Origin of the sequence: Serratia sp. 3ACOL1 (genome assembly GCF_003668775.1) — a bacterium.
Lineage (GTDB): Bacteria > Pseudomonadota > Gammaproteobacteria > Enterobacterales > Enterobacteriaceae > Chania > Chania fonticola.
The window spans coordinates 3,433,041-3,446,790 of sequence record NZ_CP033055.1; the positions used below are offsets into that span (position 1 = coordinate 3,433,041).

Sequence of the window (13,750 nt, forward strand, 5' to 3'; positions counted from 1 at the left end):
TTGCATCAATACTTATTCAGTAACGGCAGCAGAATGGCGCAGCCGACAAAGGCCATCACCACCAGGAACAGCAAACCGTTATCCATATTGCCGGTGGCGGCGATCAGTGCCCCCATCAGCACCGGTGCCAATGCGCCGGCAAAATTACCCAATCCGTTAAATACCCCGCCAGCGGTGGCGCTCACCCGGCTGCTGGTAGCCTTGGCCAACAGCGCGAAGATGTTTGGCGCGCCGGCTCCCCACATAAAGGTGCTGAAGGACATGGCGGCGATCACGCTGTAGGTGCCTTGCATATACAGAACGACACCCAAACCGATCCCGGCACCGCACAGCGAGATGAAACAGGCCAACGCGCGGCGATCCATCTTGTCCGACAGCCAGGCCCCCACCACCTCGCCAAGCAACATGGCAATAAACGGCAGTGATGACAGGTATCCGGCGTGCTCCAGATGAATGCCTTTGCCTTCGATCAGATAGCTCGGCAGCCAGCCGTTCATGCCCCACAGGTAGGTGAGAAACGCGATGTTAAACAGGCAAATCATCCAAAAATGTGGGGTGCTGAACAGTTCGCGGCGCAGCTGTTTACGTTCGGCAACAGCCGGTTTACTGGTGGTGCTGGCCGCTGGACGTGCCACGTTAAGGTGACGCATACCAAACAGCACCAGTAACATCACCGGCACGGTCAGAAACGCCATAAAGAAGAAGGTGGTTTCCCAGTTAAAGCGGCTGAGAATGAACAGCGTGACCGGGAAGCCCAGCGCCGCGCCAATCGGGGTTCCCAGCAGCCACAGCATGGTGGCACGCGCCTGGAGACGTTGCGGAAAAGCCTGGCGCACGATGGCATAGGCCATTGGCAACAGCGGCCCTTCGGCGATGCCCAGCAGGATACGCAGCGTCATCATGGTGTGATAAGAGCGCGTCATCCCCATCAGCACCATCAGCACGCCCCAGGTCACCATCATGCCAATCAGCACTTTGACCGGATTGAGCCGATCGCCAATGCCGCTCAACAACATCGAAGAGAAGCCATAGGAGAACAAAAAGGCACTCATCAGCAGCCCGAGCCGGGTGGGATCAAAGCCGATGCCCATCGCCTGCTGAAACTCGTGGTCAGAAAACAGCGCGGCAATGCTGATCTTGTCGAAAAACGCCAACAGCACACAGGCAAACAGGGCTGCCGGCACCGACCAACGCACGCTGGTTGGTGAATTTTCGGCAACAGCATCCCCCACCCGACCGCTGCGGGCGTCAATATCTTGCGTAGTCATAAAACGCTCCCTTTGGGTCGGGCGTTATTTCAACGCCATCAGAGAAAATTCCACATCCGCCAGTTGCTGCGGATCCAGTACCCGGCCGCTGGCCAGCCAGCGTTTACCCAGCTTGATGGTGCGCGCGTCGTTAAACGCCACCAGTTGCACCAGTTGCCGATCGGCATTCAGGGTGAAGAACAGTTGTGACTGCGGCGTGCGGCGCACTATCTGGTGAACGCCGCCGGTAGGGACGCCCAGGATTTGGATATTGGCGTCGTATTGATCCGACCACAGCCAGGCAACATCATCGTAAGGCGCGGCAAACGCATCCAACATCGCGCAAGCGGTGCTGATCGCCTGATTCTGTGCGTAGGCCCAGGATTGCAGACACAGGCCGAGGGTGGGATGGCGCGCAACATCGCCTGCGGCAAAAATGGCCGGGTGGCTGGTACGCCCTTGCCCATCGACGACGATCCCGCCTTCAAGCTTCAGCCCGGCGCTGTGGGCCAGTTCCAGATTCAGCTCAACGCCGATGCCGACAACCACCAGGTCGAAGGGCTGCGCGGCACTGCTGGCGCTGCCAATCCAGGCTTCACCCTCGCGATCTTCAAGCGTTATCTCGCCGCAGTCGCAATGCACGGTGACGCCTTGCTGTTGATGCAGTTCCAACAACGCCTGGGAAACGCCAGCCCCTACGCTACGCATACACAGCGCGGGTTGGCGCTCAAACACCGTCACGTCAACACCCAGCTTGCGGGCCGAGGCGGCAATCTCCAGCCCGATCCAGCCACCACCCACAATCGCCAGCTTTTGGCATTGCTGTAGGCCCTGGCGCAGGCGTGCCGCATCATCCCAGGAACGTAGGGTCATTACTCGCGGGTGCTTAGCCCAACTGGCATCCGGCAGGCGTGGTCGGCCACCGGTGGCGATCAGCAGTTGATCGAACTGCAACTGGCTGCCGTCGCTGAGCGTGACGATTTGCTGCTGTCCGTCGATGGCTTCGGCACGAAGTGGACGGTACCAGTCGATATTCATCCCGGCCACCACCTCTTCACCGAACAGGCGGCTGAGTGGTGCACTGCCATCCAACAGCGCCGCCTTGGAGAGCGGTGGACGTTCGTAAAAATCATAAGGCTCGTCACTGATCACCGACAACCTGCCGCTATAACCGCGATCGCGCAGCGTTTTCGCAGCCCAACCACCGGCCTGACCGCCGCCGATAATGACAATGCCTGCACGGGTTGGTTGGCTCATACCGCCCCCGGCTTCTTATGTTGGCGGCGGGTATCGTGATCGATACCGCCTTCGACCGCCCATTCGGTAAACGACACCAGCGAATGCTCCAGCTCACGCGGCTGCCAGTTTTCCGTCAGGTAGTCATCATTGGTGTAATACTCAAAGGCACCGCCGGTCGGGCTGTTGACGTACCAAAAATAGGCCGAGGAGATCGGGTGACGGCCTGGGCCAATAAAGGTGCTCCACTGCTCTTTATTCATCGCGATGCCGCCGCCGATCACTTCATGGATATCGCGTACGGTGAAGGCGACGTGGTTCAGGCCCCGTGGGCGGTTAGGCAGTTTCAGCAGGAACAGGTTGTGATGGCCACCCCGAGCCTGGGTGCGCAGGAAGACGGCGCGATCGATATAGCGATCGGAAACCTGGAAGCCGAGCAGATCGCAGTAGAAGCGTTCGGTAGCAGCCAAATCCTCAACGAAGAATACTACGTGGCCGATATTGACCGGCTCGGCTTTGGCATAAACCGGGCTAGGCTGGTCAATGCGGCGTACATCGCCCCATTGGTTGATAGGCGAAACGGGCAGTTCCACCGGTTGCTGCGCCGTAACGGCAAAACGCAGCGTCATACCGTTGGGATCGCGACATTCCAGTTCTTCGCCAACGTGGCGAAAGCCTGGCATCTGCGCCAACAGGGGTTGCAACGCAGCCAGCGCAGCAGGGCTTTCAACCGCCCAGGTCATGCGGCGCAAGGTGGAACCTGCCTCAAACGCGGCCGGTAAGACCTCGCTGTCTTGCGGATACAGCACCACGCTAGCCCCGCTCAACGTGGTAAATTCACGGCGCGGTTCGCCCCAATGCTGTAGCGTCGGTTGCAGACCGAAGTCCTGCATGAATTTTTCGCACGTTGGCAGATCTTCGACGCCAAATTCCAGCTTTTCGATTCCGGTTATGCTCATTATTGTGCCTCACGTTCTCGCTGAATGCGTTTTTCAGGCATGATCGACCCCGGCCCATGAAGCTCATGAGTCTTATCCCTGCCTGAGTGATTGGTAGTGGGCGAATAGCTTCGCCCAGACAACAAAGCGTTCGGCCGGTTAGCCGACGTTAGCCTGCGGTGGCGCGCCCAGCAGGCCTGAAATTTTCACTGCGGCGTCGCGCACTTCCATGCGCAACCGCTCGCGATCTGCCTTAGGGATCTCATCGGAAGGCACCATAATGCTGACCACCGCTTCCACCCGCTGTTCACGGTTAAAGATCGGATAGACGATCGAGGAAATGCCATGGCGGAAGAAGGATTCGCCAATCACATAGCCACGAGCCTTATCCTGTTGCACCATCTGCCACAGCGCTTCGCGATTGGCCGGTGTCCCTGGTGCCGCATCGGGCAAGGCTTCATGCGGGAACAGGCGTTCAAACTCTTCCCGGCTGGTGCTGGTCAGCAGCATACGGCCAAGAGAGGTGCGGTGCGCTGGTAAACGGGTACCGACGCTTACCTGGTTGATCTGCGAGCCAGCCGCACTGACGCGGGCGATATAGATCACGTCATGCCCATCGCGGATCGCCAGATGGCTGCTGCATTGGCTGCGATCGCGCAGTTGCTCAATCACCGGTTGGCCAGCCTGGGCCACGTCCAGCGAGGCGATATACTCAAAGCCCAGACGCAGCACTTTGATCCCCAACGCAAAGGTATTGGTGCGTGGATTGCGCTCCAAAAAGCCCAGATGCTCCAGCGTTTGCACCACGCGGTAGGCGGTTGCCTTTGGCATATCGACCAGGCGATGTAATTCTGCAAAGGTCATTTCCTTATGCTGCTCGCCAAAGGCCAGCAACAGTTGTAACCCGCGATCCAGCCCCGGGATCAGATATTTACACGCTTGATCGTCTGCCATGTGCTGCTCCTAAATGTTTGCCTGTCCGTCAGGCGGTCAGTTAAACACGAAACCACCGTTGACCGGTATCAGTTGGCCGGTGACAAAATCCGCCAGCGGCGACAGCAGATAGAGCACGCTACCGGTCACATCGTCCGGATGCTGTGCGCCTGCCAGTGCCCGGCCTTGCTCGTAAAGCTGATGCCGTTCGGCAGGGACATACTCAGTGGCTTCAACGCGCGTCAAGCCCGGTGCTATGGCGTTGACGCAGATGCCCTGTGGCCCCAGCTCACGTGCCATGGAGCGGGTCATCGAGATGATCGCCCCTTTGCTCGCCACATAGGCCATCAGTTTCGGCGCGCCCCACAAGGCGGTATCCGAGGCAACATTGACGATTTTGGCGTGCGGCGTTTGGGCTAATAATGGCACCGCCGCCTGACTCACCAACCAGGTCCCTCGTACGTTGACCTGCATGACCTTGTCCCACAGCTCAATGTCGTATTCCATCATGGTTTTGCCACCGACACCGGTTGCCATCGCGGCGTTGTTCACCAGCCCGTCGATCGCGCCGCCCTTGGCAATCGCACTGAACGCCGCAGTGATGGATTGTGGTGAAGCCAGATCGATAACCTGAGCTTCAACCTGTGCCCCCTGCTCACGCAGGCTGGCGGCGCTGTCCTGCAACTCCTCCGCCAGAATATCGCACATCACCACGCTGGCCCCGGCCTGAGCCACCGCAGCGGCAAAGCTGCGCCCCAGCCCACGTGCCGCTCCGGTGACTACGATACGTTTTCCTGCCAGCAAGCCGCTCACTGTGCCGCCTCCAGCTCGCTGAGCGTTGCCAGCTGCTTTTGTGCCTCTTTCTGCATCATACGGCGCAGGCGGGAGAGGCCTACATCGTGCTGATACAGGTATTCACGACCGCGCGCGTTCGGTGCCATGTTCTCCAGCACGATGCGATCCTGCTCGAGTACGTCCCAGTGCAGTTCTTCCAGACGGTTGCGATACATAAAGCGCCATGCGTCACGCTGCCAGTCTTTCACTTTGCGGATACGCCAGAAGAATACCCGGCAGTGATCTTTATCTTCCGGCACCACCATGCCGATGATCCAGAAATGGCCGCCTGGCCCAAAACGCTTTTTGTAAGGGATCGACAGGCGCATCCAATAGGCACCGCTGCTGCCAAATTCGACCCAGTCGAAGTTCACGCCAATCTGGCCGTTCTTTTTAAAGATGAAACCGCTATCGGTAGGTTCCAGCGCCATATCGGCCTTGCGATCCCCTTCCGCCATCGAATGCGATGAGGAGTGCAGGTAGGTGCCATGCATCGGATCCATCACGTTTTCCAATGCGTATTGATAATTACAGTCCCAGCTGGCGGTACACAGGAAGTTACTGTAGTTGGCCTCATCCGCCAGTTCCTGCGGGAAGCTCAGTTCGGCAGGCTGTTCGTCGGCAGTGACGCCGAAATACAGGAACACCGCACCGTAAGCCTCTTTTGCCGGGTAGGATTTCAGGCATTTCTGCCCCACCAGCGGGCAACGGTCAACAGCTGGCACATCTTTAACCTCGCCATCGCCACCCACTTCAACGCCGTGATACCAGCAGGCAATGCGATCGCCAAGGTTCCAGCCCATCGACAGGCGCGCGCCACGATGCGGGCAACGATCTTCCAGTGCGTGGATCGCCCCTTGTTTATCGCGCCACACCACGATCTGTTGTTCAAGACGGGTGATGCCCACCGGGTTGTTACCCACTTCCCAACTGGCCAATACCGGATACCACATACCGCGCAGGCCCTGATCCAGATAGTCTTGTACCGTCTGCGCGGAGGATGTTGTGTTTGCTGTCATTGTCCTTCTCCCTGTGCGGCTCAGAAACCGTTGACGTGTAGGAATTCGCGGAACGTGGCTTCATTCCATGGCTGACCACTGCGATCGAACAGGCGACGCTGATTGAGCGCGCTGACGATCTGCTCCAGCTCCTCAGCCCCTTGCTCGAAGATCTCTTCCAGCGCGGCCACCAGCGAGGTTTCAAACCCGTCTGGTACACGTGCCCGGGTTTGCCAGATCACATTCTGAAACTGGCCGGGTTGGTGGATTTGGCCGTTGCCGCCCTCACGCGCCGGGATCACCTGTTGGGTATCCGGCAGCCAAGGGTTGAAATCGGTAATGTGCTGCATGCTTATTCCTCCGCGATAAAGGTGATTTGGATTTGATTGTCGATCACCCGGGTAGGGTAGGTTTGCAGATCACGGCCACCGGGTTCGCGCAGGCATTGGCCGCTACGCACATCGAACACCGCTTCGTGCAGTGGACACTCCACTTTTCCGTCATCGACAAACCCTTGGCTGAGCAAGGCATAGGCATGCGGGCAGACGTCTTCCAGCGCGTAATATTGACCGTCGATCAAATAGACGCCGACCTCTTTTCCCTCAATATTGGCGGAGAAAGGAAAATCTTCTTTAACTTGAGACACTTCGCACACGTTCTTCCAGCTCATTGCTTCTGTCCTCTATCTGATTGTTTCATATATGAAACTCAGTTTCTTATTTAATACAGTCACTATAGGTATGGCGAATCTTTCGTCAAGACAGCAAAGGGAAGAATGTTAATGATTGGTTATTTTAAAGTTACAACTGCGGAGTGGATCACGAAAAAATGCACCGGGGGTGAAAACAAGATAAAAGGGCCGGGCGCAGCATGCCGCGCCCCTACGGTTGGACATGTTCGCCCCTACAAGAAAAAGGCCCCAGTCATGATGACTGAGGCCGTTTAATCAGCAGTGATTGGCAGAAAACGCCGACTTAGCGCCCTTTCTTTTTGCGCCCTGGCTGAGCAAAACGCTTACGCGCCGGTGCTTGACTGCCCGCTTTATCCGCGGCTTTCTGCCCGCTGCTCGCCGGTTTTTTCACCGCAGGCTTGGGCTTGGCCGCTTTCTTGGTCGGTTTAGCCTCTGAGGACGAGTCCTCAATCAACTTAAACAGCTCAACCAGCTCGTCGTCCGTCAAATCGCGCCACTCCCCTAACGGCAGCCCAGACAGGCCTACGTTCATGATGCGGGTGCGCTCCAGCTTGGTCACTTCATAACCGAAATGCTCACACATACGGCGGATCTGGCGGTTAAGCCCCTGCACCAGCACGATACGGAACACAAAGGGGGCTTCTTTCTTCACCTTGCATTTCTTGGTCACCGTGCCCAGCATCGGCACTCCGGCACCCAAACCACGGATAAAATCGTCGGTCACCGGTTTGTTAACCGTGACCAGATATTCCTTCTCGTGATCGTTACCAGCACGCAGGATCTTGTTCACCAGATCGCCGTGGTTGGTAAGGAAGATCAGCCCCTGCGAGTCTTTATCCAAGCGCCCGATCGGGAAGACACGGGTACTGTGGTTGACGAAATCGACAATATTGTCTTTCTCACCGTCTTCGGTGGTGCTGACGATACCCACCGGCTTGTTCAGCGCAATAAAAATCAGGTTGTCTTCGTTACGGGGTTCAATAAGCTGCCCGTTAACCTTGACCACATCGCCAGCGAATACCCGATCGCCGAGCGCTACGCGCTTACCGTTGATAAAAACATTGCCCTGTTCGATGTAACGATCGGCATCGCGACGCGAGCAGATGCCGCTCTCGCTAATATATTTGTTGAGGCGTATAGATGGTTTAGTCAGCACGGTTCCTCCGTAAACGCGAAATACACTTTATCTTCACGGCAATATTTTCATGATGGGTTGACGGGTAAGGGCCGCTGCCAAGCGGGCGCAGCATGCAGCGCCCCTACGGTCGACTATGTACGACCCCTACCCATTCAGCAAACTGATTTAGCCCTGCTTTTTGGCAGCTTGTAGATACAACATTTCCAGACCCAAGGTCGCCGCAGCCAGTGCGGTGATCTCTGACTGGTCGTAAGCCGGAGCTACTTCTACCACATCCATGCCGACAATGTTCAGCGACTGCATACCACGCACCAATTTCAGGGCGCGATCGGAGGTCAGGCCGCCGATCACCGGGGTGCCGGTGCCAGGTGCGAAAGCCGGATCCAGGCAGTCGATATCGAAGGTCAGATAAACCGGCATATCGCCAACGATCTGTTTGATCTGCGCCAGCAGATCGTCCACGCCACGATCGTTAACCTGCGCAGCATCCAGTACGGTGAAGCCGTTGTCACGATCGAACTCGGTACGGATACCGATTTGCACGGAGTGATTGGGATCGATCAGGCCTTCGTTCGGCGCATGGAAGAACATGGTGCCGTGGTCAAACTTGCTGCCGTTGGCATAGGTGTCGGTATGGGCATCGAAATGCACCAGCGCCATTTTGCCAAAATGCTTGGCATGCGCGCGCAGCAACGGCAGCGTCACGAAGTGGTCACCACCGAAAGAGAGCATGCGTTTGCCGGCTGCCAGCAGTTTTTCTGCGTGCGCCTGCAGCTTGTCGCTCATATCCTGAGCATCACCAAAGTTGAATACCACGTCACCACAATCGACCACGTTCAGACGATCGCGCAGATCAAAGTTCCACGGCCAGCGCGCCCCTTCCCATGCCAGATTGGTAGAAACCTGGCGGATCGCCGCAGGGCCATGACGTCCACCGGCACGGCCGGAGGTAGCCATATCAAAAGGAACACCGGTGATCACCCACTCTGCATCGCTATCGTAAGGCATAAAGTTCAGCGGAAAGCGCAGGAAACCAAAGGCGTTGGACACTAAGGAATTATCGGGCTGATGGCCTAAGGTACTCATATTTACCCTCATTTTTCAACGGTTCGCCCGTAGCCGGACGCTTGGGCGGTAGCAAAAAAAAATCCCTCCCGCGTCGTTAGCCCGACGAGAAAGGGATTTATTCGATGTCTGTTTCAATGGATAGATTATCGCCGCAATTGGTTCACTCTTCAAGGTGCCCGTTGTCTGCAGATGCAGAAGAAGGAACAACCAACCTGCCAGCATCGAGTTCGACCACTCGATCGGCAGAGGCTATCGTCTCAGGCCGGTGAGCAATCAGCAGGATGGTTAAGCCCAGGTTGCGCAAAGTGCTGCCGATCAGGATTTCATTGGTGACATCAAGATGGCTGGTTGCCTCGTCCAGGATCAGTAACCGTGGGCGTTTGTATAATGCCCGGGCCAACAGCAGCCGCTGCTTTTGGCCCCCCGATAACGAATTCCCCATTTCCCCAATCAACGTCTGGTAGCCCATCGGTAACGCGATGATATCCTCATGCAGCTGTGCCAGTTGAGCACAGTGTTGCGCCCAATCCAGATCGCTGTGTTGAGAGAAAAAAGTGATGTTGTCGAGTATTGCCCCACGGAATAACCGATCCTCTTGCATCACCGCGCCGATCATCTGGCGAACCTGCCGATAGCCCGCATGATGATGATCGATGCCAAACACCTGCAACCTCCCGGCCGTTGGCGGGTAAAGCCCCAGCAGGATCTTCGCCAGGGTGGTTTTCCCGCAGCCGGAGCGCCCTACCAGCGCCACCACCTCCCCAGGCATAATACGCAACGCCGCTCCAGCCAGGATATCATTACCTCCCTGGCCGTAGCTGAAGGTGATATTTTCCAGTTCAATAACCGGGCGATCCTCTCTTTGCACGGGGAAAGCTACGGTAAGAGATTCTGCCGCCTGAGCACCGCCCTCCTTCTGGGTCAGCACAATATCTGCCAGCCGTTCGTTATAGACATCCAGCATTCGCCAGGCAAACGCCTTATCGATCAGGCCATTGATGCTGGCGGAAAAACGCCCTTGAAATGACATATACGCCACCAGCATGCCGATCGAAAACGAGCCCGACAGCACCGAATTGGCACCAAACCACAGCACCGCCGCACCCACCAGGCTACCAATGACCTGGTTAATGATGTCGTAGCCGATGGCCAGCTTATGCTCACGCAGTTGGCTATTACGTCTGGCGATATTCAGGTTACGCCATGCAGATTCCCGCTGGGCCAGCGCTCCGTTAACCCGCAGGCTAAGCATGCCATGCAGCGTTTCCAGAAAGTGGCTTGATTCCAGGGTACCCGCAGTCCAGCTGTCCTCTGCTGCCCGGCGCAGGGTGCGAAACCATAACACGCGTAATAAGCCATAAATCAGCGCCGCGCCTAACGCCAGCATGGATAACGACACGCTGTAGAGCAACATCATGCCCAAGGTACCGACCACCAGCAATACGTCTAGCAGCGCCTCAAGGATGCTGGTGGTGAGCGTATCCTGAATGGTATCGACCGCATCAAACTTGGCGCTGACATTGCCAATGTCACGCTTCTCAAACCAGTCGATCGGCAGACGCAGCAGGTGATGGAACACGTTGGCCGTCCACTGCATATTGAAATTGACCGCCATGGTGATGGTGGCCCATTGCCGGGCCAGGCCAATCAACGTCTGGGTCGCACTCATCAGCAGCATGGCAATGACGATCAGCACCAGCAGGCTATCATCCAGCGCCACCAGGACTTCATCGATCACGATCTGATTGATCAACGGACTAAGCAAGGCCAAGACTTCCAACGCCAGGGCAAAGCAGAAAATGCGCGCCAACGCAGCCTTCAACCCTACGGTCTTGCCGACCAATTCGGTTAGCCGCACTTTCTTGCGTTCGTCACGCTGCTCAAAGTCATGGGTTGGCGTCAGTTCCAGCGCGACACCGGTAAAATGACGGTTAGCCTCTACCAACGACATGTTAACCGCCCCGCGTGCCGGATCGTGCAGTTCGATCTCGTTGCCACGTACCCGTTTAAGCACTACAAAGTGGTTGAGATCCCAGTGCAAAATGCAGGGTACGGTCAGTTGGCCGAGTTCCTCCAGCTCTAAACGTACTGCACGACCTGTTAATTTCAGGTTCTGAGCGCATTCCATCAAATGCACGAAAGTCATGCCCTGCGTCGAAACATTGAATCTTGCACGCAGGCTGGGGAGGTCAATACGATAACCGTGCCAACCGGCGACCATCGCCAGGCAGGCCACCCCACATTCCGCCGACTCGGTTTGACGGATCAACGGCAAGCGGCGGCGCCAATGCAAATTCAGGTGCAAATGCTCGGTCCATTCCATGGCTATATTTTTCCTTGCAGGCTCCATAACGGTTCCAGCAACCATTCGTACAGTCGCCGCTTGTCCAGCTCGATATCTGCTGCCACCACCATCCCGGTGCGCAGTAATTCCTGATGGCCATATACGGTCACGCTGGGTTTATCTGGCACGACAATCACCCGGTAATGCCCCTCGTTTTCTTTCCACACCACCGGGTTATGCGGCATGACATCTGTCGGGCTGAGGCTGATGCGGGTCACTTCCCGCGTCGTGCCATACTGCACACCAAATTTTTCATAAGGATAAGCCGCGAAACGCAGGCCAACCCGCTGATGAGGCTTGATAAACCCAACGGACTTGCTCGGCGCATACAGCTCAATCTGCATTTGGGCCGCCTGTGGCACCAGCGTTAACAGCGGCTCATTTTGGTTGACCGTTTGCCCCGCCTTGACCAACACCGCAGCAACACGCCCTGCCACCGGGGCAGCCAGCGTGCTCTCCTCCTGTGATTGCAACTCTATTTGTTGCTGACGGATCCCTTGTAGTAACCGATCCAGCTCCACCCGGCGGCTTTGCCCCTGCTGCAACAAACTCCCCTGATCCGTTTCAACCGAGGTCAACTCACGCTTCAGGCGCTGTTGTACCTGCCGCTGGTTTTCGACATAACCTTCCGCCGCCGCCAGTTCAATCTGCTTTTGCTGATACTCAAGCTCGGAGACATACTTTTGCCGCACCAAACGGTGATAACGCTCCATCATTGAGCGGGTTAACGCCGCCTGGCGCAGCGTCTGTTTCAGAGCCCCATCGGCGCTGCGCAGTTCATCCTTCAGTTGGCTTGCCCGCTGCCGTAATCCCTGTATCTGCAGGGTAATGGCGGCAACCTCCTGATGCTGTTGCTGCACCAACATCTGATACTGCTGCGCCAGGGAGTTTTTCAGCGTCGCCAAGGTGGCCAACCCCTGGCCGTCATAGCGCTCACCACTTAGCCGGTAGAGTAATTGGCCTGCTGCAACCTCATCGCCCTCGTTAACCAACAAGGCCTCAACCCGCCCTTGCGTACGCGCAACTACTTTGACGACTCCGGTTGAAGGCATCACGACACCTTCCAAACGGGCTTTACGGGTATATTCGCCACCGATTAAAAAAGCGATTAATGCAACCACCAAGAGCACGCTGGCACAGGCATAAAGCGTCATATCCGGACTGGGGGAAATCAAAATCCCCCCTTCGGCTCGCGTGGCCTGGGCGGCAAAATAGGCCTGGCGGTAGAGACGCGTCACGTGATTGGATCAGCCAATTTAATCGTCTTGCCGGTGATATAACGCTGTTCCAGCAATCTATTATTAACCATAAATATTACCGTTCCCTGTAAATGAAATTAATAGCGATTATTACTAATCGACACTTGAGCATTAGTTATTTAATTAAAAGTGACAGATTGTTATTTACTTGATTTTTGAACAGAGGTTTTCTTTAACAATGAAATTACCAAAATAAACAGAACAACTCAACAACACCGTCAACTATTATTAGTTGATTGATAACGTAAAATAAATAAGTAAAAGCCATCTCCGGGGAGATGGCTTGAGGCTACTGGGAAAACTCCACTGGCTAATATATTACAACAGAGACTGTTATTATTTCACCAACACCGGATCTGCACGATATTGCGTTGGGAACAGCTGCTGTAACTGTTTTACCTTCGGCAAATCATTCACCACGATATAGGGTTGTTCCGGGTTAAGGGTGAGATAGTTTTGGTGGTAAGCCTCGGCAGGATAAAAATGACCCTTGTCCTCAATGCGGGTCACCAGCGGTTTGGCAAAGCGTTTACTGGCATCCAGCTGTGCAATATAAGCCTTGGCAACCTGCTGTTGTGACGCCGTCAGTGGGAAAACGGCTGAGCGATATTGCGTGCCGCTGTCCGGCCCTTGGCGATCGAGCTCGGTTGGGTTATGTGCTACCGAAAAATAGATTTGCAGCAGTTGGCCATAGGTAATCTGCTGTGGATCAAAGGTGACCTGTACCGACTCTGCATGGCCGGTATCCCCTCCGCTGACGGCCTCATAATTAGCCGTTTGTGCCGTACCTCCGGTATAACCGGATATGGCATTGGTCACGCCTTTAACGTGCTGGAAAACCCCCTGCACGCCCCAGAAACAACCGCCGGCAAAGATCGCGGTTTCCGTGCGCGATGCCGTTGGCGCTTCGTCTTTTACCGGCGCAGGGATCTCTACCGCCGCCTCGGCATCACCCAGTGGCCAGGCAACGCTTTGCAAACAGAATCCAGCGGCAACCAATACCGCGCCCCATATGCCGTATTTACCTAGCGATGGCAGCGTTTTGTCTACGTTTCTCATATTAT

Annotated in this window: 13 protein-coding genes; all 13 read right to left on the reverse strand. The window is 56.1% G+C overall.

Annotated elements, in window-relative coordinates; genetic code table 11:
- Nucleotides 1–5 precede the first annotated feature (5 nt).
- The 13 genes from D9980_RS15470 to msrA all read right to left on the reverse strand — a co-directional run bounded on the left by D9980_RS15470 (nt 6) and on the right by msrA (nt 13,745).
- Nucleotides 6–1,268: an MFS transporter gene (locus D9980_RS15470; protein ID WP_021806229.1), complete on the reverse strand. Its 1,263-nt coding sequence runs from the start codon at nt 1,266–1,268 to the stop codon at nt 6–8.
- A gap of 24 nt (nt 1,269–1,292) precedes the next feature.
- Nucleotides 1,293–2,504 carry an NAD(P)/FAD-dependent oxidoreductase gene (locus tag D9980_RS15475; RefSeq protein ID WP_121607776.1) on the reverse strand — a complete coding sequence of 404 codons (1,212 nt, stop codon included), beginning with the start codon at nt 2,502–2,504 and terminating at the stop codon, nt 1,293–1,295.
- On the reverse strand, nt 2,501–3,442 hold the full coding sequence (locus D9980_RS15480; RefSeq protein ID WP_021806231.1) for a VOC family protein: 942 nt from the start codon (nt 3,440–3,442) through the stop codon (nt 2,501–2,503). Before D9980_RS15480 ends, D9980_RS15475 begins: the two co-directional genes overlap by 4 nt.
- A gap of 138 nt (nt 3,443–3,580) precedes the next feature.
- Nucleotides 3,581–4,375 (reverse strand): IclR family transcriptional regulator, encoded by a 795-nt coding sequence (locus D9980_RS15485; RefSeq protein WP_024484373.1) that lies wholly within the window; start codon nt 4,373–4,375, stop codon nt 3,581–3,583.
- 36 nt (nt 4,376–4,411) lie between these two features.
- A complete protein-coding gene (locus D9980_RS15490; protein WP_059201723.1) occupies nt 4,412–5,167 on the reverse strand; it encodes an SDR family oxidoreductase in 756 nt (251 codons plus the stop codon).
- Nucleotides 5,164–6,207, reverse strand: coding sequence for an aromatic ring-hydroxylating dioxygenase subunit alpha (locus D9980_RS15495; protein ID WP_024484371.1), 1,044 nt, complete (start codon nt 6,205–6,207; stop codon nt 5,164–5,166). Before D9980_RS15495 ends, D9980_RS15490 begins: the two co-directional genes overlap by 4 nt.
- A 20-nt stretch (nt 6,208–6,227) precedes the next feature.
- Complete coding sequence (locus tag D9980_RS15500; protein ID WP_024484370.1) at nt 6,228–6,536, reverse strand: recombinase-like helix-turn-helix domain-containing protein; 309 nt, start codon at nt 6,534–6,536, stop codon at nt 6,228–6,230.
- A 2-nt stretch (nt 6,537–6,538) separates the two neighbouring features.
- Nucleotides 6,539–6,856, reverse strand: coding sequence for a non-heme iron oxygenase ferredoxin subunit (locus D9980_RS15505; protein ID WP_021179759.1), 318 nt, complete (start codon nt 6,854–6,856; stop codon nt 6,539–6,541).
- Between the two features lie 304 nt (nt 6,857–7,160).
- Entirely contained in the window at nt 7,161–8,033 is an 873-nt protein-coding gene (gene rluF, locus D9980_RS15510; RefSeq protein ID WP_024484369.1) for a 23S rRNA pseudouridine(2604) synthase RluF, read from the reverse strand.
- A gap of 147 nt (nt 8,034–8,180) precedes the next feature.
- Nucleotides 8,181–9,101, reverse strand: a complete 921-nt coding sequence (gene speB / locus D9980_RS15515) for an agmatinase (protein ID WP_024484368.1) — start codon at nt 9,099–9,101, stop codon at nt 8,181–8,183.
- A 142-nt stretch (nt 9,102–9,243) separates the two neighbouring features.
- Nucleotides 9,244–11,406, reverse strand: a complete 2,163-nt coding sequence (locus D9980_RS15520; RefSeq protein ID WP_121607777.1) for a peptidase domain-containing ABC transporter — start codon at nt 11,404–11,406, stop codon at nt 9,244–9,246.
- Between the two features lie 2 nt (nt 11,407–11,408).
- Complete coding sequence (locus tag D9980_RS15525; RefSeq protein ID WP_238393643.1) at nt 11,409–12,665, reverse strand: HlyD family secretion protein; 1,257 nt, start codon at nt 12,663–12,665, stop codon at nt 11,409–11,411.
- 357 nt (nt 12,666–13,022) lie between these two features.
- Nucleotides 13,023–13,745 carry a peptide-methionine (S)-S-oxide reductase MsrA gene (gene msrA / locus D9980_RS15530; protein ID WP_121607778.1) on the reverse strand — a complete coding sequence of 241 codons (723 nt, stop codon included), beginning with the start codon at nt 13,743–13,745 and terminating at the stop codon, nt 13,023–13,025.
- Nucleotides 13,746–13,750 lie beyond the last annotated feature (5 nt).

Coding starts and splice junctions, on each gene's coding strand:
- D9980_RS15470 (WP_021806229.1), bottom strand. CDS start 1,268: ATGACTACGCAAGATATTGACGCCCGCAGCGGTCGGGTGGGGGATGCT.
- D9980_RS15475 (WP_121607776.1), bottom strand. CDS start 2,504: ATGAGCCAACCAACCCGTGCAGGCATTGTCATTATCGGCGGCGGTCAG.
- D9980_RS15480 (WP_021806231.1), bottom strand. CDS start 3,442: ATGAGCATAACCGGAATCGAAAAGCTGGAATTTGGCGTCGAAGATCTG.
- D9980_RS15485 (WP_024484373.1), bottom strand. CDS start 4,375: ATGGCAGACGATCAAGCGTGTAAATATCTGATCCCGGGGCTGGATCGC.
- D9980_RS15495 (WP_024484371.1), bottom strand. CDS start 6,207: ATGACAGCAAACACAACATCCTCCGCGCAGACGGTACAAGACTATCTG.
- D9980_RS15500 (WP_024484370.1), bottom strand. CDS start 6,536: ATGCAGCACATTACCGATTTCAACCCTTGGCTGCCGGATACCCAACAG.
- D9980_RS15505 (WP_021179759.1), bottom strand. CDS start 6,856: ATGAGCTGGAAGAACGTGTGCGAAGTGTCTCAAGTTAAAGAAGATTTT.
- speB (WP_024484368.1), bottom strand. CDS start 9,101: ATGAGTACCTTAGGCCATCAGCCCGATAATTCCTTAGTGTCCAACGCC.
- D9980_RS15520 (WP_121607777.1), bottom strand. CDS start 11,406: ATGGAATGGACCGAGCATTTGCACCTGAATTTGCATTGGCGCCGCCGC.
- msrA (WP_121607778.1), bottom strand. CDS start 13,745: ATGAGAAACGTAGACAAAACGCTGCCATCGCTAGGTAAATACGGCATA.